The organism is Streptomyces sp. R28 (assembly GCF_041052385.1).
Taxonomy (GTDB): Bacteria; Actinomycetota; Actinomycetes; order Streptomycetales; family Streptomycetaceae; genus Streptomyces.
Genome location: NZ_CP163439.1, coordinates 6,385,576 through 6,405,922 on the forward strand (window position 1 = coordinate 6,385,576; position 20,347 = coordinate 6,405,922).

Sequence of the window (20,347 nt, forward strand, 5' to 3'; positions counted from 1 at the left end):
CTTGCTGCAACCAGGGATGTTCCATGCGCCTGAGAAAAAGCACGAAGAGGGGGGTCACCACGGCGTCGGCTGTGGCCCTCCTCGCGGCTGCCTCGCTCATCACCGCTTCGAGCTCGGCAGCCGACGGCGACGAAAAGACCCTGACCGCCGACCGTTTGGCGACCTGGCAGACCGACGGCATCGTCTGGTCGATCGAGTACGCGGACGGTGTCGTGTACGTCGGCGGAACCTTCGGCAAGGTCCGTCCGCCGGGCGCGAAGCCCGGCCAGAGGGAGGTCGCACGCAAGAACTTCGCCGCGTTCGACGCCGCCACCGGCAAGCTGCTGCCGTGCGCCCAGTCCTTCTCCGGCGCCGGTGACACCGTACGGGCGCTGAAGGCGTCGCCGGACGGCGAGGTGCTGTACGTCGGCGGCTCGTTCGGCAAGGCCGGCAAGGCCGATGCGTCCAGTGCGGTCGCGCTCAACACGGCCGACTGCTCGCTGCGCAAGGACTTCCGTCCGCACATGTCGTCGTTCGTGCGGGCGATCGAGGTGACGGACGCCGCGGTCTACCTGGGCGGCGACTTCACGATCGCCAACGGTCAGAAGAGGCAGCGCATCGCGGCGTTCACCCCCAGCGGTTCGCTGCTGCCGTTCAAGGCGCAGATCGACGCTCCCGTACGGGCCATCCTCGCCGCACCCGAGTTCGGCAAGCTCATCGTCGGCGGCGACTTCCTCGAGGTCAACGACGAGTTCGAGTTCAAGCTCGTCGCCCTGCGCCCCGTCACGGGCACGACGGTGACCTCGTACCCGAACTGGCTGCCCGCACGATCGAAGGTGAAGGCGCTGGTACGCGACGCGACCAACTTCTATGTGGCGGCCGAGGGCAAGGGAACGGGCATCTTCGACGGCCGCATCGCCGGCCGCCTCGGCAACGGCGAGATGGTCTGGAAGGACACCTGCCTGGGCGCCACCCAGGCCGTCGCCGTGCACAACGGTGTTCTCTACAGCGGGTCCCACGCCCACAACTGCATGGACACCCCGGGCGGTTTCCCCGAGGGCAACTTCCGTCAGCACTTCCTGGCCCAGTCGATCCGCGACCGGCACATCCTGCACTGGTTCCCCGACACGGACGGTGGGACCGGCGAGGGCAACGGCCCCCGCGCGCTGAAGATGGCCGGTGAAGTCCTCTGGGCGGGCGGCGAGTTCACCGAGGTCAACGGCAGACCGCAGCAGAGCCTGGTCCGCTTTTCGGCCGGGCCCGACCGCGGCGCCCCGGAGGAGCCGCCCCAGCTCCAGGCCTCGGCCTCGGCCACCGGCAAGGTCACGCTCAGCTGGCGGGCCGCATGGGACCGGGACGACGCGGAGCTGAAGTACCTGATCTACCGGGACGGCAAGCTCGTGGCCTCACCGACGCAGCGGTCCGCGGAGTGGAACCGCCCCACGATGAAGTACACGGACTCCGTCGCCCCCGGCTCACGCCATCGCTACCGGATCGCCGTCAGCGACGGCGAGAACGCCTCGCCCCGGTCGCAAGCGCTCGTAGTGGCCGCGGTCGCCGACGGGCCTCCGAAGGAACAGCGCTGATGGGAGAACGTCTCGGCTACGCGCCAGGGGTCTTCGACCTCTTCCATGTGGGCCATCTGAACATCCTGCGCCGGGCACGCGGGCACTGCGACCGGCTCATCGCCGGCGTCTGCTCGGACGACCTCGTGGTGCGCCTGAAGGGCAGGCCGCCCGTCGTCCCGCTCTCCGAGCGACTGCAGATCGTTCAGAGTGTGCGCTATGTGGACGAGACGTTCGTCGCGACCGTGGACGACAAGATCGGGATCTGGAAGGAAGTCGGCTTCGACGTCATCTTCAAGGGGGACGACTGGCTCGGCACGGAGGTCTGGACGGCTCTCGAAGCCGAATTCGCGAGGGTGGGGGTGAAGGTCGTCTACTTCCCCTACACCGTGCACACGTCGAGCACGCTGCTACGGGACGCCCTCCACCTCCTCGCCCAGCGGAGCCCTTCCGAGCCTGCGTCAGGGCAGCTCGCGGGGCCGGGACTGTGAGGGATGGAGAGCTGAGGCAAGCCGCGGGGGCGCTCACCCTCGCGGCTCACCCCGTGTGGCAGGTCGGTCACATCTCGTAGAGATTGCTGTGCAGAGCGGCGCGGACTCCAGCCGCAGCACGACGGCTCACTCGAGGAATGAAGAAAGGCGTCGACATGGGGTATTCAGGCCGCTGGGTGCGGCATCCGTCCCGGTACTGCATAGCCACGCTCGCAGCGGCCTCGACCCTGTTGGCGGCCGGCCTGTCGCAGCCGGCGTCGGCAGGCGACGCACCGTCCGCTGCCACCGCGGCCACGGGTGCTGCCATGGCCTCCCGCGACGGCGGCACACCGGCTGGCGCCAGCCCGTTCTCCAACGGCTGGACCAGGCCCTGGGGCATAGCTTTCCTGCCGGGCGGAGGCTCGGCGCTGGTGACGGGACACCTTTCCTACAAGGTCCACCGCCTCGACCGCGACGGCTCCAAGAAGCTGGTCGGCGAGCTGCCGTACGTGGCCGCGCAAGGCGCCGTCGGGCTGCTGGGTGTCGCTGTGTCACCGACCTGGAACGGCACGTCGGACAAGCGCGTGTTCTTCGTCCACACCACGAAGGCCGGGAACCGGGTGGTGAGGATGAGCTACGACGGCAGATCGCTCAGCGATTACACGCCGATACTCACCGGAATCCGGCACAGCGACCTGGAGCACAACGGCGGCCAGATCGCCTTCGGTCCCGACGGATACCTCTACGTCTCGACCGGCGACGCCCTGCAACCGAATCTCGCGCAGGACAAGAAATCCCTCAACGGAAAGATCCTCCGGATCACCAAGACCGGCGCTCCGGCCCCCGGTAACCCGTTCGGCAACCACATCTACAGCTACGGCCATCGCAATCCGCAAGGCCTGGCGTGGGACCGCAACGGCCGGCTGTGGTCAGTGGAAATCGGTAACGCCAAGTACGACGAGCTCAATCTGATCAAGCCCGGAGCCAATTACGGCTGGCCCACCTGCGAAGGCCACTGCACGGCCCAGGGCGTGACCAACCCGAAGGCGACCACCACACCGGAGCAGGGCACGCCCGCCCAGCTCGCGGTCGTGAACAACGTCATTTACATCTCGTCGCTCCGAGGCCAGCGGCTCTGGCGCGCGCCGATCGACGGTAATGCTGAGCGCGTCGGCACGATGAGCCATTTCTTCGCCGGCCAGCACGGCCGGCTGCGCGCCCTCGCGAAGGTGCCCGGCGCGAACGAACTGTGGCTGGGGACCACCGGCTTTGGCAACGGCAAGGACAAGATCCTCCGCGTGCGCATCAAGTAACCCCCCCCAAGTACCCCACCCCCGCAACGGGAAAGGACGTACGACCGATGAACGAAACCAAGGAACAGCTGAAGCCCGTCGAGCAGACCTCCTCGAAGGAGACGGACCAGGCCACCTGGCAGGCCCCCGCCTACGAGGTCGTCGACACCGCGCTGGAGGTCACCGCCTACTCCCTCAGCAACCGCTAGCCGTCGCCATGCTGCTGCTGGTACTCGGCACCGCCGCCGGCGGCGGCATCCCCCAGTGGAACTGCGCGTGCCCTGGATGCTCCGGGGCACGCCCCCACCCGCACCGGCGCCGCCGGCACGCCTCGCTCGCCGTACGGACAGCCGAGGGCCGCTGGTACCTCGTCAACGCGACACCCGACCTCGGCGACCAGATCGAATCCCACCCCGAGCTCCACCCGGGACCCGGCCCCCGCCAGACCCCGATCGCCGGCGTGCTCCTCACCGACGCCGAACTCGACCACACCCTGGGCATCGCACGCCTGCGCGAGGCGGACCGCCTTGAGCTGATGGCGACGGCCCCGGTCCGCCGGGCGCTGCTGGAGCGCTTGCGCCTCGGCGACGTACTGGCGCCGTACACCTCCGTGACCTGGCGGGAGCTGCCGCTTCGCGGCGCCGAGCCGCTGGACCGCGCGCCGTCCGGCCTCCAGATCAGCGGCATCCCGGTCTCCGGCAAGCGCCCGCGCTACGCCGCCGACGACCCGGACGACGATGCCTGGGTCGTCGCGCTGCGCCTGTACGACCCGTCCGCCGGCACGACCGCGCTCTACGCGCCCGCCCTGGCCGCCTGGCCCGACCGCCTCCAGCAGGCCGCCGCCGAGGCCGACTGCGTGATCGTCGACGGGACCTTCTGGGACGACGAGGAGCCCCGCCGTACCGGCATCTCCTCCCGCACCGCCACCGGCATGGGCCACCTGCCCATCGAGGGACCAGGTGGCACGGCCGACCGCCTCGCCTCCCTCCCCGCCCGGCGCCTGTACACGCACCTCAACAACACCAACCCCCTCGTCGACCCCGCGGCTCCCGAGCACAAGCGGGTCGCCCGGCTGGGCATCGAGGTGGCGCACGACGGGATGGTGATCGAGCTTTGAGCACAGCTGTGAACACGAGACCTGCCCCGCTTCCGGAGCCCTGGAGCCACGCGGAGTTCGAGGCCCGGCTGCGCGCGGTGGGGGAGGAGCGCTACCACCACCGTCACCCCTTCAACATCCGGATGCACAGCGGCGATCTCAGCCCGGACGACCTCCGCCGCTGGATCGTCAACCGCTTCCACTACCAGCGCCACATCCCCGTCAAGGACGCCCTGATCACCGCCAAGCTGGACAGCCCCGAGCTGCGCCGGATGTGGCTGCGCCGCATCCAGGACCACGACGGGCCGCAGGACGGCGAAGGCGGCATAGAGCGCTGGCTGCGGCTCGGCGAGGCGGCCGGCCTGGACCGCGACACGCTGGTGCGCGCCGACTCCGTGCTGCCGGGCGTACGACTGGCGGTCGACGGATACGTCAACTTCTGCCGGCTCGGCTCCCCCCTCGAAGCCGTCGCCGCCTCCCTCACCGAGCTGTCCGCCCCGGACCTCATGCGCACCCGCATAGACGCCTTCGAACGCCACTACCCGTGGATCGAACCCGAGGGCCTCGCCTACTTCCGTGCCCGTGTCTCCCAGGGGCGGCGCGACAGCCGGGAGGCTCTCGACCTGGTGCTGACCTGGGCCCGCGGCCGGGACGACCAGGAGCGTGCCGTGGCCGCGCTGCGCTTCAAGTGCGACGTGCTGTGGTCGCTGCTGGACGCCGTCGACCGCGCGGGCCGCCGGGAGCAGGAGTGACGGGGCCGGCCGGGACCGACTGGCGGCCCGTCCTGGCCCCCGCCATCGTGCGTCGGCACGACCCCGTACGCGACGCCGACCTGCTGCTCCTCCCGGAGCGCGTCGGCGTCCTGACAGGCTCCGCCGCCGCGGTGGTCGGCCTGTGCGACGGCAGCCGCGGCGTGCGCGAGATCCTCGCCGAACTGGCCGAACGCTTTCCCGGCGCCCCGGTGGCCACCGACGTCCCGCCGTTTCTCGAGCGGCTGCGCGAGGAGGGCTGGCTCCGATGACCGCTGCCGACCCGTCGCCCGCCCGCCCCTGGGCCCTGCTGGCCGAACTCACCCACGCCTGCCCGCTCCACTGCGGTTACTGCTCCAACCCCCTTGAGCTGACGCGCCGTTCGCGCGAACTCACCACCGGAGAGTGGACGGACGTGATGCGCCAGGCGGGCGAGCTCGGCGTCGTCCACACCCATCTCTCGGGCGGCGAGCCGCTGCTGCGCCGCGACCTGGACCAGATCGTCACCGCGGCCGAGGCCGCCGGCATCTACACCCAGCTGGTCACCAGCGGCGTGGGCCTGGACCAGACCCGGCTGGACGCGCTCGCCTCCGCCGGACTGCGCAGCGTCCAGCTGTCCGTCCAGCACGCCGACCCACGCGCGTCGGACCGCATCGGCGGACGCCGGTCGTTCACCGAGAAGGAACGGGCCGCTCAGCTCGTACGCGCCGCCGGGCTCCCGCTCGGCCTCAACGTCGTCCTGCACCGCGAGAACCTCGACGCCATCGACGCCCTGATCGAGCTGGGCGTCTCGTGGGGCGTGGACCGCATCGAGCTCGCCAACGTCCAGTTCTACGGCTGGGGCCTGCTCAACCGCACCGCGCTGCTCCCGACGCGCGCCCAGCTCGCCGGTGCCCGGGACGCCGTCGAGCGGTGGCGGGACCGGCTCTCCACGGGTCCCGAGCTGGTCTGGGTCGTGCCCGACTACTTCGACGGGGTCGCCAAGCCCTGCATGGGCGGCTGGGGAGCGGTCTCGCTCACCGTCACCCCGGACGGCACGGTCCTGCCCTGTCCGGCCGCGGCCGCGCTGCCCGACCTGGACCCCCCGAACGTCCGGGACCATCCCCTGGACTGGATCTGGGACCACTCCGGGGCGTTCACCCGCTACCGCGGCACCGACTGGATGGCCGACCCCTGTCGCAGCTGTTCCCGCCGCGAGGAGGACTTCGGCGGCTGCCGCTGCCAGGCGTACGCGCTCACCGGCGACGCCGCCCGTACGGACCCCGCCTGCCGGTTGTCCCCGGACCACGGGGTGATCCGGGCGCTGGCGGACCACAGTGCGGAGGCTTCGGCTCCGATCAGGCGGCGCGTACCCGGCCGATCCGGGGGCGCGGCCGCCCGGGTTTGACCTACGTCACCCTCGGGGTATTCTCTCCGGCTCGATTGGCCAGCCCCCTGCCCCATATGGCAGACTGTCCGAGTTGCTCGGTCGAGTGTTGATGCTGCGCGCCTCCCGCCGGGAGGACCGGAAGCGAGTCCCACAGTACTCGTCGCCCTAACTGCCGTAAGGCAGCGCTGGGGCGGACGTACGGGAATCTTTCGGGAAGTGTCAGTGCAGCACCGGCCAGGCACCCGGTGGGCCTCCTCGCCCCCGGCTTGCGGTTCCGGAAGGGCCGTGCTCCCCGGCAAGGGATGTCCGAACAAGGGGCATCTGTGTCAGTGAGAGCGCGACACACCCGACCGCGTGGGTCGGAGAAGAGGGACAGGAACACCAGGTTCCAGAGCGTTAGAGAGACAGGACTACTGAGTAGCCATGGCGGGACAGAAGATCCGCATCCGGCTCAAGGCCTACGACCACGAGGTCATCGACTCCTCGGCGAAGAAGATCGTCGAGACGGTGACGCGCACTGGTGCGTCGGTCGCGGGCCCGGTGCCGCTGCCCACTGAGAAGAACGTGTACTGCGTCATCAAGTCGCCGCACAAGTACAAGGACTCGCGCGAGCACTTCGAGATGCGCACGCACAAGCGCCTGATCGACATCCTCGACCCGACCCCCAAGACCGTTGACTCTCTGATGCGACTCGACCTCCCGGCCGGTGTCGACATCGAGATCAAGCTCTGAGGGCTGGTGATCTGAGAATGGCTAAGCAGATCAAGGGCATCCTGGGCGAGAAGCTCGGCATGACGCAGGTGTGGGACGAGAACAACCGTGTTGTTCCGGTCACCGTCGTCAAGGCCGGCCCCAACGTCGTGACCCAGGTCCGTACGAACGACGTCGACGGCTACGAGTCGGTCCAGATCGCCTTCGGCGAGATCGACCCGCGCAAGGTGAACAAGCCCCTCAAGGGCCACTTCGCCAAGGCCGACGTCACCCCCCGTCGTCACCTCGTCGAGATCCGCACCGCGGACGCCTCCGAGTACACGCTGGGCCAGGAAGTCACCGCCGAGGTGTTCGAGGCCGGCGTGAAGGTCGACGTCACCGGCAAGAGCAAGGGCAAGGGCTTCGCCGGTGTCATGAAGCGTCACAACTTCAAGGGCCTCGGCGCCGGTCACGGCACCCAGCGCAAGCACCGCTCTCCCGGTTCCATCGGTGGCTGCGCCACCCCGGGCCGCGTGTTCAAGGGCCTCCGCATGGCGGGTCGCATGGGCAACGAGCGGGTCACCACCCAGAACCTGACCGTCCACGCCGTTGACGCGGAGAAGGGTCTGCTGCTCATCAAGGGCGCGGTTCCCGGTCCGAACGGCGGCCTCGTCCTGGTCCGCACCGCGGCCAAGGGGGCCTGAGGTAACCGATGAGCACTGTTGACATCCTTTCGCCGGCGGGCGACAAGGCCGGTTCCGTCGAGCTCCCCGCGGAGATCTTCGACGTAGAGAAGATCAGCGTCCCGCTGCTCCACCAGGTCGTCGTCGCACAGCTGGCCGCTGCCCGCCAGGGCACGCACAAGACCAAGACCCGTGGCGAGGTCCGTGGTGGTGGCAAGAAGCCTTACCGCCAGAAGGGCACCGGTCGCGCCCGTCAGGGTTCGACCCGCGCGCCGCAGTTCGCCGGTGGTGGCGTCGTGCACGGTCCCGTGCCGCGTGACTACTCGCAGCGGACCCCGAAGAAGATGAAGGCCGCGGCCCTGCGCCACGCCCTCACCGACCGGGCCCGCAACAACCGCATCCACGTCGTCTCCGGCGTGATCGAGGGCGAGAACCCGTCCACGAAGGCCGCCAAGAGCCTGTTCGGCAAGATCAGCGAGCGCAAGAACCTGCTCCTGGTCGTCGAGCGCGCCGACGAGGCCGCGTGGCTGTCCGCCCGCAACCTGCCCCAGGTCCACATCCTGGAGCCGGGCCAGCTGAACACGTACGACGTTCTCGTCTCGGACGACGTGGTCTTCACCCAGGCCGCGTTCGAGTCCTTCGTGTCGGGCCCGAAGGCCACTGACACCGAAGGGAGCGAGGCCTGATGGCTATCCGTCACCCCGCTATTGCCTCCAAGGCCGCGAAGAAGGCCAAGGCCGCTCGCGTCGCCAAGGCGCGTCGCCACGCCGCCGAGGGCAAGAACACCGTCGTCACGCCGGCGAGCAAGGCGTTCACGGACCTCCGTGACATCCTGATCAAGCCGGTCGTGTCCGAGAAGAGCTACGCGCTCCTCGACGAGAACAAGTACACGTTCGTCGTCGCCCCGGGCAGCAACAAGACCCAGATCAAGCAGGCCGTCGAGACGGTCTTCGAGGTCAAGGTCACCGGGGTCAACACGATCAACCGCCAGGGCAAGCGCAAGCGGACCCGCACGGGCTTCGGCCAGCGTGCGGGCACCAAGCGCGCGATCGTGACCCTCGCTGAGGGCGACCGTATCGACATCTTCGGCGGTCCGACCGCCTAAGGGCGGTCCGGATCGTCCGATATCGGACGAGGACTGAGAAATGGGAATCCGCAAGTACAAGCCGACTACGCCGGGCCGTCGTGGCTCCAGCGTCGCCGACTTCGTCGAGGTCACGCGGTCCACGCCGGAGAAGTCGTTGGTCCGCCCCCTGCACAGCAAGGGTGGCCGTAACAACTCCGGTCGTGTGACCGTCCGCCACCAGGGCGGTGGCCACAAGCGCGCCTACCGCGTGATCGACTTCCGTCGTCACGACAAGGACGGCGTGCCGGCGAAGGTCGCGCACATCGAGTACGACCCCAACCGCACCGCGCGCATCGCGCTGCTGCACTACGCCGACGGCGAGAAGCGCTACATCCTCGCCCCGCGCAACCTGCAGCAGGGTGACCGCGTCGAGAACGGTCCCGGGGCCGACATCAAGCCGGGCAACAACCTGGCGCTGCGCAACATCCCGGTCGGTACCACGATCCACGCGATCGAGCTCCGTCCCGGTGGCGGCGCCAAGTTCGCCCGCTCCGCCGGTGCCTCCGTGCAGCTGCTCGCGAAGGAGGGCACGATGGCCCACCTCCGCATGCCCTCCGGTGAGATCCGCCTGGTCGACCAGCGCTGCCGCGCCACGGTCGGCGAGGTCGGCAACGCCGAGCAGAGCAACATCAACTGGGGCAAGGCCGGACGTAAGCGCTGGCTGGGCGTTCGCCCGACCGTGCGCGGTGTGGCGATGAACCCGGTCGACCACCCGCACGGTGGTGGTGAGGGCAAGACCTCCGGTGGTCGCCACCCGGTCTCCCCGTGGGGTCAGAAGGAGGGTCGTACTCGTGCTCCCAAGAAGGCGAGCAACAAGTACATCGTCCGCCGCCGCAAGACGAACAAGAAGCGCTAGGAGCGGGTTTAGATGCCGCGCAGTCTCAAGAAGGGGCCCTTCGTCGACGACCACCTGATCAAGAAGGTGGAAGTCCAGAACGAAGCCGGCACCAAGAACGTCATCAAGACCTGGTCCCGTCGCTCCATGATCGTGCCGGCCATGCTCGGCCACACGCTCGCGGTGCACAACGGCAAGACCCACATCCCGGTGTTCGTCACCGAGTCGATGGTCGGCCACAAGCTCGGCGAGTTCTCGCCGACGCGCACCTTCCGGGGCCACGTCAAGGACGACCGGAAGTCGAAGCGCCGCTAGTAGCGGATCGCATTCAGACACGTAAGTAACTGAGAGGGACAACCATGGAAGCCAGGGCCCAGGCGCGGTACATCCGCGTTACGCCCATGAAGGCCCGCCGCGTGGTGGACCTTATCCGTGGCATGGATGCCACGGAGGCTCAGGCTGTTCTGCGATTCGCTCCGCAGGCAGCCTCCGTGCCCGTCGGCAAGGTGCTCGACAGCGCCATCGCCAACGCCGCGCACAACTACGACCACCCGGACGCCACCTCGCTGTTCATCAGCGAGGCGTACGTCGACGAGGGCCCGACCCTGAAGCGGTTCCGTCCGCGTGCCCAGGGCCGTGCCTACCGGATCCGCAAGCGGACCAGCCACATCACCGTGGTCGTCGCCAGCAAGGAAGGAACCCGGTAATGGGCCAGAAGGTTAACCCGCATGGGTTCCGGCTCGGTGTCACCACGGACTTCAAGTCCCGGTGGTACGCCGACAAGCTGTACAAGGACTACGTCAAGGAAGACGTCGCCATCCGTCGGATGATGACGTCCGGCATGGAGCGCGCCGGCATCTCGAAGGTTGAGATCGAGCGCACCCGTGACCGCGTGCGGGTGGACATCCACACCGCTCGTCCGGGCATCGTCATCGGCCGCCGTGGCGCCGAGGCCGACCGCATCCGCGGTGACCTCGAGAAGCTCACGGGCAAGCAGGTCCAGCTGAACATCCTCGAGGTCAAGAACCCCGAGACCGACGCTCAGCTGGTTGCCCAGGCCGTTGCCGAGCAGCTCTCCTCCCGCGTCTCCTTCCGCCGCGCCATGCGTAAGAGCATGCAGTCGGCGATGAAGGCCGGCGCCAAGGGCATCAAGATCCAGTGCGGTGGCCGCCTCGGCGGCGCCGAGATGTCCCGCTCGGAGTTCTACCGCGAGGGCCGCGTGCCCCTGCACACGCTCCGCGCGAACGTGGACTACGGCTTCTTCGAGGCCAAGACGACCTTCGGCCGCATCGGTGTGAAGGTCTGGATCTACAAGGGCGACGTCAAGAACATCGCCGAGGTCCGCGCCGAGAACGCTGCCGCCCGTGCGGGTAACCGCCCGGCTCGCGGTGGCGGTGCCGACCGCCCGGCCCGTGGTGGCCGTGGTGGCGAGCGGCGCGGTCGCAAGCCGCAGCAGGCTGCCGGCGCCGAGGCCCCCAAGGCCGAGGCTCCCGCCGCCGCTCCGGCTGAGAGCACCGGAACGGAGGCCTGACCGTCATGCTGATCCCCCGTAGGGTCAAGCACCGCAAGCAGCACCACCCGAAGCGCCGTGGTCAGGCCAAGGGCGGTACGACGGTTGCGTTCGGCGAGTACGGCATCCAGGCCCTCACGCCGGCGTACGTGACCAACCGCCAGATCGAGGCGGCCCGTATCGCGATGACCCGCCACATCAAGCGTGGCGGCAAGGTCTGGATCAACATCTACCCGGACCGCCCGCTGACGAAGAAGCCTGCCGAGACCCGCATGGGTTCCGGTAAGGGTTCTCCGGAGTGGTGGATCGCGAACGTGCACCCGGGCCGGGTCATGTTCGAGCTGTCCTACCCCAACGAGAAGATCGCCCGTGAGGCTCTGACTCGCGCAGCCCACAAGCTGCCGATGAAGTGCCGGATCGTCAAGCGCGAGGCAGGTGAAGCGTGATGTCGGCCGGTACCAAGGCGTCCGAGCTGCGCGAGCTGGGCAACGAGGAGCTGCTGAACAAGCTCCGCGAGGCCAAGGAAGAGCTGTTCAACCTCCGCTTCCAGGCGGCGACGGGTCAGCTCGAGAACCACGGTCGGCTCAAGGCCGTCCGTAAGGACATCGCGCGGATCTACACCCTGATGCGTGAGCGCGAGCTGGGCATCGAGACGGTGGAGAGCGCCTGATGAGTGAGAGCAACGTGACTGAGCAGACTGCAGAGGCCCGCGGCTTCCGCAAGACCCGTGAGGGTCTCGTCGTCAGCGACAAGATGGACAAGACCGTCGTCGTCGCCGTCGAGGACCGCGTCAAGCACGCGCTGTACGGCAAGGTCATCCGCCGTACCAACAAGCTCAAGGCCCACGACGAGCAGAACGCTGCGGGCGTCGGCGACCGTGTCCTCCTCGCGGAGACCCGGCCGCTGTCCGCGACGAAGCGCTGGCGCATCGTCGAGATCCTCGAGAAGGCCAAGTAATTTCCTGCGGAGCAAACCCCGCAGGTCAGTTCCGCCAGGCTCGGCAGGGGCTCTCGTAACTGAGGCCCCTGCCGGGAACCGGCAGACAAACAGGAGATAGACGTGATCCAGCAGGAGTCGCGACTGCGCGTCGCCGACAACACTGGTGCGAAGGAAATCCTTTGCATCCGTGTGCTCGGTGGCTCCGGTCGCCGCTACGCGGGCATCGGTGACGTCATCGTCGCCACCGTCAAGGACGCGATCCCCGGTGGCAACGTGAAGAAGGGTGACGTCGTCAAGGCGGTCATCGTTCGCACCGTCAAGGAGCGCCGCCGTCCGGACGGCTCGTACATCCGCTTCGACGAGAACGCCGCCGTCATTCTGAAGAACGACGGCGACCCTCGCGGCACCCGCATCTTCGGCCCGGTCGGGCGTGAGCTGCGCGAGAAGAAGTTCATGAAGATCATCTCGCTGGCTCCGGAGGTGCTGTAAGCATGAAGATCAAGAAGGGCGACCTGGTCCAGGTCATCACCGGCAAGGACAAGGGCAAGCAGGGCAAGGTCATTGCCGCTTACCCGCGCGACGAGCGTGTCCTGGTCGAGGGTGTCAACCGGGTCAAGAAGCACACCAAGGCCGGCCCGACCGCCAAGGGTTCGCAGGCCGGTGGCATCGTCACGACCGAGGCGCCGATCCACGTCTCCAACGTCCAGCTGGTCGTTGAGAAGGACGGCAACAAGGTTGTCACGCGTGTCGGTTACCGCTTCGACGACGAGGGCAACAAGATCCGCGTTGCCAAGCGGACGGGTGAGGACATCTGATGGCTACCACCACCACTCCGCGTCTCAAGACGAAGTACCGCGAGGAGATCGCGGGCAAGCTGCGTGACGAGTTCAAGTACGAGAACGTCATGCAGATCCCCGGCCTCGTCAAGATCGTGGTCAACATGGGTGTCGGCGACGCCGCCCGTGACTCGAAGCTGATCGAGGGCGCGATCCGCGACCTGACCACCATCACCGGTCAGAAGCCGGCCGTCACCAAGGCCCGCAAGTCCATCGCGCAGTTCAAGCTGCGTGAGGGTCAGCCGATCGGTGCCCACGTCACGCTCCGTGGCGACCGCATGTGGGAGTTCCTGGACCGCACCCTGTCGCTCGCGCTGCCGCGCATCCGCGACTTCCGTGGTCTGTCCCCCAAGCAGTTCGACGGCCGTGGCAACTACACCTTCGGTCTCACGGAGCAGGTCATGTTCCACGAGATCGACCAGGACAAGATCGACCGCACCCGGGGTATGGACATCACCGTGGTGACCACGGCGACCAACGACGCTGAGGGCCGTGCGCTCCTTCGTCACCTCGGCTTCCCCTTCAAGGAGGCGTGAGCGAGATGGCGAAGAAGGCTCTGATCGCGAAGGCTGCTCGCAAGCCCAAGTTCGGCGTGCGTGGCTACACGCGCTGCCAGCGCTGCGGCCGTCCCCACTCCGTGTACCGCAAGTTCGGCCTGTGCCGCGTGTGCCTTCGTGAGATGGCTCACCGTGGCGAGCTGCCGGGCGTGACCAAGAGCTCCTGGTAATCCCTGTTTTTTAGGGATTCCTGAAGCTCTCGGTAAGCATCTGGGTGGACAGGGGCCCACCCCCGCATGGCTTAGGCTAGTGGGGTTGGGCGCCTGTCGCGCCCGTACGACTTACTACGCCGTAGGTCCACCGCGCCGCACCCGTCCCGTCTCGGATCGGGGAGAGGGATGGCGCACCAGGAAACCCCGGCGAGAGAGGCCGAAGGCCAATTCATGACCATGACTGATCCGATCGCAGACATGCTTACGCGTCTGCGGAACGCGAACTCGGCATACCACGACTCCGTGACGATGCCGGCGTCCAAGATCAAGTCTCACATCGCGGAGATCCTCCAGCAGGAGGGCTTCATCACGGGCTGGAAGGTCGAGGACGCCGAGGTCGGCAAGAACCTCGTTCTCGAGCTGAAGTTCGGCCCGAACCGTGAGCGCTCCATCGCGGGCATCAAGCGGATCTCCAAGCCCGGTCTCCGGGTTTACGCGAAGTCCACCAACCTGCCCAAGGTCCTCGGTGGCCTCGGCGTGGCGATCATCTCCACGTCGCACGGTCTCCTGACCGACAAGCAGGCCGGCAAGAAGGGCGTGGGTGGGGAAGTCCTCGCCTACGTCTGGTAGCGGAAGGGAACGGAGGAAACAGCTATGTCGCGTATTGGCAAGCTCCCCATCACGGTTCCCGCCGGCGTGGACGTCACCATCGACGGCCGTACGGTCTCGGTCAAGGGCCCCAAGGGTTCCTTGAGCCACACCGTCGCTGCGCCGATCGACATCGCCAAGGGTGAGGACGGCGTTCTCAACGTCACCCGCCCCAACGACGAGCGTCAGAACAAGGCCCTGCACGGCCTGTCCCGCACGCTGGTGGCGAACATGATCACCGGCGTGACCCAGGGTTACGTGAAGAAGCTCGAGATCAGCGGTGTCGGTTACCGCGTGACGGCCAAGGGTTCGAACCTCGAGTTCGCTCTCGGCTACAGCCACCCGATCACCGTCGAGGCCCCCGAGGGCATCACCTTCAAGGTGGAGGCCCCCACCCGGTTCTCGGTCGAGGGCATCGACAAGCAGAAGGTCGGCGAGGTTGCGGCCAACATCCGCAAGCTGCGCAAGCCCGACCCGTACAAGGCCAAGGGCGTCAAGTACGAGGGCGAAGTCATCCGCCGCAAGGTCGGAAAGGCGGGTAAGTAAGCCATGGCATACGGACAGAAGATCCTCAAGGGCGACGCCTACAAGCGCGCCGCGATCAAGCGCCGCCACATCCGGATCCGTAAGCACATCAACGGTACGGCGGAGCGTCCGCGTCTGGTCGTTACCCGCTCGAACCGCCACATCGTGGCCCAGGTGATCGACGACATCAAGGGTCACACCCTGGCGTCGGCGTCCACCCTGGACACCTCGATCCGCGGTGCCGAGGGCGACAAGTCCACGCAGGCCAAGCAGGTCGGCGCCCTGGTCGCCGAGCGCGCCAAGGCCGCCGGTGTCGAGGCTGTCGTATTCGACCGTGGTGGCAACCAGTACGCCGGGCGCATCGCCGCCCTGGCGGACGCCGCCCGCGAAGCCGGGCTCAAGTTCTGAGCCGCTTCCGTAGCTAGCGGAAAGAGAGAGGTAATCCAATGGCTGGACCCCAGCGCCGTGGAAGCGGTGCCGGTGGCGGCGAGCGGCGGGACCGGAAGGGCCGTGACGGCGGCGCTGCTGCCGCCGAGAAGACCGCGTACGTTGAGCGCGTAGTCGCGATCAACCGCGTCGCCAAGGTTGTGAAGGGTGGTCGTCGCTTCAGCTTCACTGCGCTCGTCGTAGTGGGCGACGGTGACGGCACCGTGGGTGTCGGTTACGGCAAGGCCAAGGAGGTGCCGGCCGCCATCGCCAAGGGTGTTGAGGAGGCCAAGAAGCACTTCTTCAAGGTCCCCCGTATCCAGGGCACCATCCCGCACCCGATCCAGGGTGAGAAGGCTGCCGGCGTCGTGCTGCTCAAGCCCGCGTCCCCCGGTACCGGTGTTATCGCCGGTGGCCCGGTGCGTGCCGTGCTCGAGTGCGCCGGTATCCACGACATCCTGTCGAAGTCGCTCGGCTCCGACAACGCGATCAACATCGTGCACGCGACCGTGGAGGCCCTGAAGGGCCTGCAGCGTCCCGAGGAGGTCGCGGCCCGCCGCGGTCTGCCGCTCGAGGACGTCGCTCCCGCGGCTCTGCTGCGTGCGCGTGCCGGGGCGGGTGCGTAATGGCTCGCCTCAAGGTCACGCAGACGAAGTCGTACATCGGCAGCAAGCAGAACCACCGTGACACCCTGCGCTCCCTTGGTCTCAAGGGCATCAACACGCAGGTCGTCAAGGAGGATCGTCCCGAGTTCCGCGGCATGGTGCACACCGTCCGCCACCTCGTGACGGTCGAGGAGGTCGACTGATCATGGCGGAGCAGAACCCGCTCAAGATCCACAACCTCCGTCCCGCCCCGGGCGCCAAGACCGCCAAGACCCGTGTGGGTCGTGGTGAGGCGTCGAAGGGTAAGACGGCTGGTCGTGGTACCAAGGGTACGAAGGCCCGTTACCAGGTTCCGGAGCGCTTCGAGGGTGGCCAGATGCCCCTCCACATGCGTCTCCCGAAGCTGAAGGGCTTCAAGAACCCGTTCAAGACCGAGTTCCAGGTCGTGAACCTCGACAAGCTGGCGGCGCTTTACCCCGAGGGTGGCGAGGTCACCGTCGAGGGTCTGGTCGCCAAGGGTGCCGTTCGTAAGAACAGCCTTGTCAAGGTCCTCGGCCAGGGCGAGATCTCCGTGGCGCTGCAGGTGACGGTCGACGCCGTCTCCGGCTCCGCCAAGGAGAAGATCACCGCCGCCGGCGGTACCGTCACCGAGCTCGTCTGAGTACATCAGGCGTCTCGATGACTTGAGCGATCCCGACCGGGGATACCCCACAAATGGGGTATCCCCGGTTGGTCGTTCCTAGGGGGGCGGTCTCGCCGGTATGGTGGGCTGCACTGCCCACTTTTACGGAGTGCTTCCTGTGGGGCACTCCGAGCGGCACTTGACCGTTAGCTAAGTCGTTCCCATTAGTCGATCCTCAAGACCGTCACCCTTGACGCAGTAGCGCGGGGGTCGCAGGAGGCACCGTGCTCACCGCGTTCGCCCGGGCGTTCAAGACGCCCGACCTGCGCAAGAAGCTGCTCTTCACGCTCGGCATCATCGTGATCTACCGGGTCGGTACACACATTCCGATCCCCGGCGTCGACTACAGGGCCGTTCAGGTCTGCATCGACCAGGCGAGCGCCAATCAGGGCATCTTCGGCCTGGTCAACATGTTCAGCGGCGGCGCTCTGCTTCAGATCACGATCTTCGCCCTCGGCATCATGCCGTACATCACGGCGAGCATCATCCTGCAGCTGCTGACCGTCGTGATCCCGCGCCTGGAAGCCCTCAAGAAAGAGGGACAGGCGGGCACGGCCAAGATCACGCAATACACCCGCTATCTGACCGTGGCGCTCGCCATCCTGCAGGGCACCGGCCTGGTGGCCACCGCCCGCAGCGGTTCGCTGTTCCCGAACTGCCAGGTGGCCGGTCAGATCGTGCCGGACCGCTCGATCTTCACCACCATCGTGATGGTCATCACGATGACCGCCGGTACGGCCACCGTCATGTGGCTCGGTGAGCTCATCACCGACCGCGGCATCGGCAACGGCATGTCGATCCTGATGTTCATCTCGATCGCCGCGACCTTCCCGTCCGCGATGTGGGCCATCAAGCAGGAGGGCAGCCTGGCCGACGGCTGGATCGAATTCGGCACGGTCGTCGCCGTCGGCCTGTTCATGGTCGGCCTGGTGGTCCTGGTGGAACAGGCTCAGCGCCGTATTCCAGTGCAGTACGCCAAGCGCATGATCGGCCGCCGTTCCTACGGTGGTACGTCGACGTACATCCCGCTCAAGGTGAACCAGGCGGGTGTGATTCCCGTCATCTTCGCTTCTTCGCTGCTCTACATCCCCGCGCTGATCGTTCAGTTCGCCGGTTCGCAGGCGGGATGGGCGAGCTGGATCACCGCGAACCTGGCCAATCCGCGGGCGGCGGTTCACGTCAGTCTCTACTTCCTCCTGATTGTCTTCTTCGCGTTCTTCTACGTGGCCATCTCGTTCAACCCCGAGGAAGTCGCGGACAACATGAAGAAGTATGGTGGCTTCATCCCGGGCATCCGGGCTGGCCGACCGACCGCTGAGTACCTTTCCTACGTGCTCAACCGGATCACTTGGCCGGGCTCGCTGTACTTGGGCCTGATCGCTCTCGTGCCGACGATGGCGTTGGCTGGTTTCGGGGCAGACCAAAACTTCCCGTTCGGCGGGACCAGCATCCTGATCATCGTGGGTGTCGGTCTCGAAACGGTGAAGCAGATCGAGAGCCAGCTCCAGCAGCGCAATTACGAAGGGTTCCTCCGCTAATGCGTATCGTCCTCGTCGGGCCGCCGGGCGCCGGTAAGGGAACGCAGGCCGCGTTCCTCGCCAAGAACCTGTCGATCCCGCACATCTCCACGGGCGACCTGTTCCGCGCGAACATCAGCCAGGGCACAGAGCTCGGGCGGCGTGCGAAGTCCTACATGGACGCGGGACAGCTGGTGCCCGACGAGGTCACCATCGGCATGGCGCGCGACCGTATGCAGCAGCCGGACGCGGCCGGGGGCTTCCTCCTCGACGGCTTCCCGCGGAACGTCGACCAGGCGGAAGCGCTCGACGAGATGCTGCGTGAAGGGGACATGAAGATCGATGCGGTGCTGGATCTAGAGGTCCCCGAGGAGGAGGTCGTCAAGCGGATCGCCGGCCGGTGGATCTGCCGCAACGACTCGGCGCACGTGTTCCACGTCACGTACAACCCGCCCGCGGCGGAGGGCGTGTGCGATGCGTGCGGTGGTGAGCTCTACCAGCGTGATGACGACCGTGAGGACACGGTGCGCCGGCGGCTGGAGGTCTACCACACGCAGACCGAGCCGATCATCGACTACTACAAGGCCCAGGGCCTTGTGACCACGGTCTCCGCGATGGGGAAGGTGGCGGACGTCACGAAGCGGGCCATGTCGGCGTTGCCCGGTTCGTAACAGCTTGCAAAAGGAAGGCAGCGGCCCCCGGTGGGGGCCGCTGCCTTCCTTCTTGGGGACCCGGAAGTGCTCTGCCGAGGAGGTATGGCCATCAAGCCCGAACAGTTGCCACGGTCCGACGATTCCACCGAGCGCGAGCAGCCGTCGCTGCTCCGCGGCAGGAGTCGCAGCCTGGCGGTCGCCGCGGTCGTTGTGGTCGCCGCAGTCATCGGGGTGTCGTGGGCGCTGACGGGCGGTGGCCCGGAAGGGCAGTCCGAGGCCTCGGACGTGGTGGCCCGTCCGAACCAGTCCCCGCCGCGCGAGCTGATAGCCGCAGGGCAGGTCGCCGTCTCGGCGTACTACACGACGAAGCTCGTGCAGCAGCCGGACGGGGATGCGGTGAGCGCGCGTGAGTGGAGTCTGTACAACGCCGCGACCAAGCGGTACGAGAAGACCGAATGGGCCTGGCTCGATGTCGCTCCCGGGATGAAGACGGCCGCGGTGCTGGAGGGCGATCTGCCCGTCAACCGCATAGGCCTGATGAATCTGTCGACGGGCAAGGTCCAGCGCTGGATCGAGGTCGACAAGGGCGTTGGCGGTGTGCAGTTCTCGCCGGACGGTGAGCGCCTGGTGGCGACGACGTACAGCCACAACCCGGACGGCCTCTTCCAGGACGCGCCGGTGCATGTGGAGGGTGGCGATGGTCAGGAGATGCCGGGGCCGAAGCAGAGTCGTACCGGCTTCTATGTCATCGATGTCGACTCCGGCCAGGCGGAATTCAGTGAGCGGCCGGCCAAGAAGGACAGTCTTGCGGCCATTGCCGGCACCGGGCGTCAGGACTTCAGCTGGAGCCGTGACGGCGCGATGCTGTGGGAGCAGAGGCTCGACCAGCCGGGCAGGAACTATTACGACGTGAACGGCAGGCTGAAGTCGCTTCCGCAGCAGAAGACTGATCTGATCTTTCCGCCGGTGGCTACGTCCCCGGACGGAAAGCTTGTGACTGGCGGCTTCGCGGGGGGTAAGGACGGCCAGATCGTTGCCGCGGTTCTGGACGCGAAGACCGGCAAGCGGAGTGCGGTCGTACCCGGACAGCAGCTTCTCGCGTGGGCGGACAACACTCACCTCATCGCCTGGCGGTGTGACCCCAGCCAGTGCCAACCCGGCAAGGGTGAGTTCCGCAACCAGCTGGTCCTGGTCAGCCTGGACGGCGACAAGGTGACACCGCTCTCGGGCTTCCGTAAGGCCGAAGGCGACTACGTCGGCCGCTGGAACCCGGTCTTCACCCATCGCTGACCGTCTCTGCGGTCCCAGGCGGATGTGCACCTGGGACCGGCCACACCAAAAGCTCCGATCGGTGCAGACGAATTGATTGATCGTCTGCACCGACCGGAGCTTCTTGGCAGATATGCGGCGTGCTCACACACCGTCACACCGTTGAGGTCTCCG

Annotated in this window: 32 protein-coding genes; all 32 read left to right on the forward strand. The window is 67.4% G+C overall.

Going from position 1 to position 20,347, the window contains the following annotated elements; translation table 11 throughout:
* Positions 1-23: 23 nt before the first annotated feature.
* A complete protein-coding gene (locus AB5J49_RS28665; protein WP_369171692.1) occupies positions 24-1,565 on the forward strand; it encodes a fibronectin type III domain-containing protein in 1,542 nt (513 codons plus the stop codon).
* Complete coding sequence (locus tag AB5J49_RS28670) at positions 1,562-2,035, forward strand: adenylyltransferase/cytidyltransferase family protein (protein WP_369175292.1); 474 nt, start codon at positions 1,562-1,564, stop codon at positions 2,033-2,035. The genes AB5J49_RS28665 and AB5J49_RS28670 overlap by 4 nt, the downstream gene beginning before the upstream one ends.
* A gap of 137 nt (positions 2,036-2,172) precedes the next feature.
* A complete protein-coding gene (locus AB5J49_RS28675; protein ID WP_369171693.1) occupies positions 2,173-3,327 on the forward strand; it encodes a sorbosone dehydrogenase family protein in 1,155 nt (384 codons plus the stop codon).
* A 47-nt stretch (positions 3,328-3,374) separates the two neighbouring features.
* The gene (gene pqqA / locus AB5J49_RS28680; RefSeq protein ID WP_369171695.1) at positions 3,375-3,515 is read left to right on the forward strand and encodes a pyrroloquinoline quinone precursor peptide PqqA; all 141 of its coding nucleotides are present in this window, start codon (positions 3,375-3,377) and stop codon (positions 3,513-3,515) included.
* Positions 3,516-3,523: 8 nt separating this feature from the next.
* Positions 3,524-4,423: a pyrroloquinoline quinone biosynthesis protein PqqB gene (pqqB, locus tag AB5J49_RS28685; RefSeq protein ID WP_369171696.1), complete on the forward strand. Its 900-nt coding sequence runs from the start codon at positions 3,524-3,526 to the stop codon at positions 4,421-4,423.
* Between the two features lie 8 nt (positions 4,424-4,431).
* A complete protein-coding gene (gene pqqC / locus AB5J49_RS28690; RefSeq protein ID WP_369171697.1) occupies positions 4,432-5,154 on the forward strand; it encodes a pyrroloquinoline-quinone synthase PqqC in 723 nt (240 codons plus the stop codon).
* A complete protein-coding gene (gene pqqD / locus AB5J49_RS28695) occupies positions 5,151-5,423 on the forward strand; it encodes a pyrroloquinoline quinone biosynthesis peptide chaperone PqqD (RefSeq protein WP_369171698.1) in 273 nt (90 codons plus the stop codon). Before pqqC ends, pqqD begins: the two co-directional genes overlap by 4 nt.
* Positions 5,420-6,538: a pyrroloquinoline quinone biosynthesis protein PqqE gene (pqqE, locus tag AB5J49_RS28700; RefSeq protein ID WP_369171699.1), complete on the forward strand. Its 1,119-nt coding sequence runs from the start codon at positions 5,420-5,422 to the stop codon at positions 6,536-6,538. Before pqqD ends, pqqE begins: the two co-directional genes overlap by 4 nt.
* A 405-nt stretch (positions 6,539-6,943) precedes the next feature.
* Positions 6,944-7,252: a 30S ribosomal protein S10 gene (gene rpsJ, locus AB5J49_RS28705; protein WP_003948644.1), complete on the forward strand. Its 309-nt coding sequence runs from the start codon at positions 6,944-6,946 to the stop codon at positions 7,250-7,252.
* Between the two features lie 17 nt (positions 7,253-7,269).
* Entirely contained in the window at positions 7,270-7,914 is a 645-nt protein-coding gene (rplC, locus tag AB5J49_RS28710; RefSeq protein WP_062706771.1) for a 50S ribosomal protein L3, read from the forward strand.
* Positions 7,915-7,922: 8 nt separating this feature from the next.
* Positions 7,923-8,579, forward strand: coding sequence for a 50S ribosomal protein L4 (rplD, locus tag AB5J49_RS28715; RefSeq protein WP_369171700.1), 657 nt, complete (start codon positions 7,923-7,925; stop codon positions 8,577-8,579).
* Entirely contained in the window at positions 8,579-8,998 is a 420-nt protein-coding gene (gene rplW / locus AB5J49_RS28720) for a 50S ribosomal protein L23 (RefSeq protein ID WP_369171701.1), read from the forward strand. The genes rplD and rplW overlap by 1 nt, the downstream gene beginning before the upstream one ends.
* Before the next feature lie 40 nt (positions 8,999-9,038).
* Positions 9,039-9,875 carry a 50S ribosomal protein L2 gene (rplB, locus tag AB5J49_RS28725; protein ID WP_369171702.1) on the forward strand — a complete coding sequence of 279 codons (837 nt, stop codon included), beginning with the start codon at positions 9,039-9,041 and terminating at the stop codon, positions 9,873-9,875.
* A 12-nt stretch (positions 9,876-9,887) separates the two neighbouring features.
* Positions 9,888-10,169 carry a 30S ribosomal protein S19 gene (gene rpsS, locus AB5J49_RS28730; RefSeq protein ID WP_007494770.1) on the forward strand — a complete coding sequence of 94 codons (282 nt, stop codon included), beginning with the start codon at positions 9,888-9,890 and terminating at the stop codon, positions 10,167-10,169.
* A gap of 44 nt (positions 10,170-10,213) precedes the next feature.
* Complete coding sequence (gene rplV, locus AB5J49_RS28735) at positions 10,214-10,561, forward strand: 50S ribosomal protein L22 (protein WP_062706767.1); 348 nt, start codon at positions 10,214-10,216, stop codon at positions 10,559-10,561.
* Positions 10,561-11,385: a 30S ribosomal protein S3 gene (gene rpsC / locus AB5J49_RS28740; protein WP_062023386.1), complete on the forward strand. Its 825-nt coding sequence runs from the start codon at positions 10,561-10,563 to the stop codon at positions 11,383-11,385. The genes rplV and rpsC overlap by 1 nt, the downstream gene beginning before the upstream one ends.
* Before the next feature lie 5 nt (positions 11,386-11,390).
* Positions 11,391-11,810, forward strand: coding sequence for a 50S ribosomal protein L16 (rplP, locus tag AB5J49_RS28745; RefSeq protein WP_004927269.1), 420 nt, complete (start codon positions 11,391-11,393; stop codon positions 11,808-11,810).
* Entirely contained in the window at positions 11,810-12,034 is a 225-nt protein-coding gene (rpmC, locus tag AB5J49_RS28750) for a 50S ribosomal protein L29 (protein WP_010036720.1), read from the forward strand. Before rplP ends, rpmC begins: the two co-directional genes overlap by 1 nt.
* A complete protein-coding gene (rpsQ, locus tag AB5J49_RS28755) occupies positions 12,034-12,321 on the forward strand; it encodes a 30S ribosomal protein S17 (RefSeq protein ID WP_046263523.1) in 288 nt (95 codons plus the stop codon). The genes rpmC and rpsQ overlap by 1 nt, the downstream gene beginning before the upstream one ends.
* Positions 12,322-12,423: 102 nt before the next feature.
* The gene (rplN, locus tag AB5J49_RS28760) at positions 12,424-12,792 is read left to right on the forward strand and encodes a 50S ribosomal protein L14 (RefSeq protein WP_003998823.1); all 369 of its coding nucleotides are present in this window, start codon (positions 12,424-12,426) and stop codon (positions 12,790-12,792) included.
* A gap of 2 nt (positions 12,793-12,794) precedes the next feature.
* Positions 12,795-13,118: a 50S ribosomal protein L24 gene (gene rplX / locus AB5J49_RS28765; RefSeq protein WP_030046380.1), complete on the forward strand. Its 324-nt coding sequence runs from the start codon at positions 12,795-12,797 to the stop codon at positions 13,116-13,118.
* Positions 13,118-13,675 carry a 50S ribosomal protein L5 gene (rplE, locus tag AB5J49_RS28770; protein ID WP_020135807.1) on the forward strand — a complete coding sequence of 186 codons (558 nt, stop codon included), beginning with the start codon at positions 13,118-13,120 and terminating at the stop codon, positions 13,673-13,675. Before rplX ends, rplE begins: the two co-directional genes overlap by 1 nt.
* Before the next feature lie 5 nt (positions 13,676-13,680).
* The gene (locus AB5J49_RS28775) at positions 13,681-13,866 is read left to right on the forward strand and encodes a type Z 30S ribosomal protein S14 (protein WP_003948630.1); all 186 of its coding nucleotides are present in this window, start codon (positions 13,681-13,683) and stop codon (positions 13,864-13,866) included.
* A gap of 213 nt (positions 13,867-14,079) precedes the next feature.
* A complete protein-coding gene (rpsH, locus tag AB5J49_RS28780; protein WP_007384075.1) occupies positions 14,080-14,478 on the forward strand; it encodes a 30S ribosomal protein S8 in 399 nt (132 codons plus the stop codon).
* A 24-nt stretch (positions 14,479-14,502) separates the two neighbouring features.
* A complete protein-coding gene (gene rplF / locus AB5J49_RS28785) occupies positions 14,503-15,042 on the forward strand; it encodes a 50S ribosomal protein L6 (protein ID WP_123991106.1) in 540 nt (179 codons plus the stop codon).
* A gap of 3 nt (positions 15,043-15,045) precedes the next feature.
* A complete protein-coding gene (gene rplR, locus AB5J49_RS28790; protein ID WP_369171707.1) occupies positions 15,046-15,429 on the forward strand; it encodes a 50S ribosomal protein L18 in 384 nt (127 codons plus the stop codon).
* A 38-nt stretch (positions 15,430-15,467) separates the two neighbouring features.
* Positions 15,468-16,073: a 30S ribosomal protein S5 gene (gene rpsE, locus AB5J49_RS28795; RefSeq protein WP_016434633.1), complete on the forward strand. Its 606-nt coding sequence runs from the start codon at positions 15,468-15,470 to the stop codon at positions 16,071-16,073.
* A complete protein-coding gene (gene rpmD / locus AB5J49_RS28800) occupies positions 16,073-16,255 on the forward strand; it encodes a 50S ribosomal protein L30 (RefSeq protein ID WP_055553514.1) in 183 nt (60 codons plus the stop codon). The genes rpsE and rpmD overlap by 1 nt, the downstream gene beginning before the upstream one ends.
* Before the next feature lie 2 nt (positions 16,256-16,257).
* Entirely contained in the window at positions 16,258-16,713 is a 456-nt protein-coding gene (rplO, locus tag AB5J49_RS28805; RefSeq protein ID WP_023547373.1) for a 50S ribosomal protein L15, read from the forward strand.
* Positions 16,714-16,958: 245 nt separating this feature from the next.
* Entirely contained in the window at positions 16,959-18,272 is a 1,314-nt protein-coding gene (gene secY, locus AB5J49_RS28810) for a preprotein translocase subunit SecY (RefSeq protein WP_369171709.1), read from the forward strand.
* Complete coding sequence (locus AB5J49_RS28815; protein WP_369171710.1) at positions 18,272-18,922, forward strand: adenylate kinase; 651 nt, start codon at positions 18,272-18,274, stop codon at positions 18,920-18,922. The genes secY and AB5J49_RS28815 overlap by 1 nt, the downstream gene beginning before the upstream one ends.
* Positions 18,923-19,006: 84 nt before the next feature.
* The gene (locus AB5J49_RS28820) at positions 19,007-20,194 is read left to right on the forward strand and encodes a hypothetical protein (RefSeq protein ID WP_369171711.1); all 1,188 of its coding nucleotides are present in this window, start codon (positions 19,007-19,009) and stop codon (positions 20,192-20,194) included.
* Positions 20,195-20,347 lie beyond the last annotated feature (153 nt).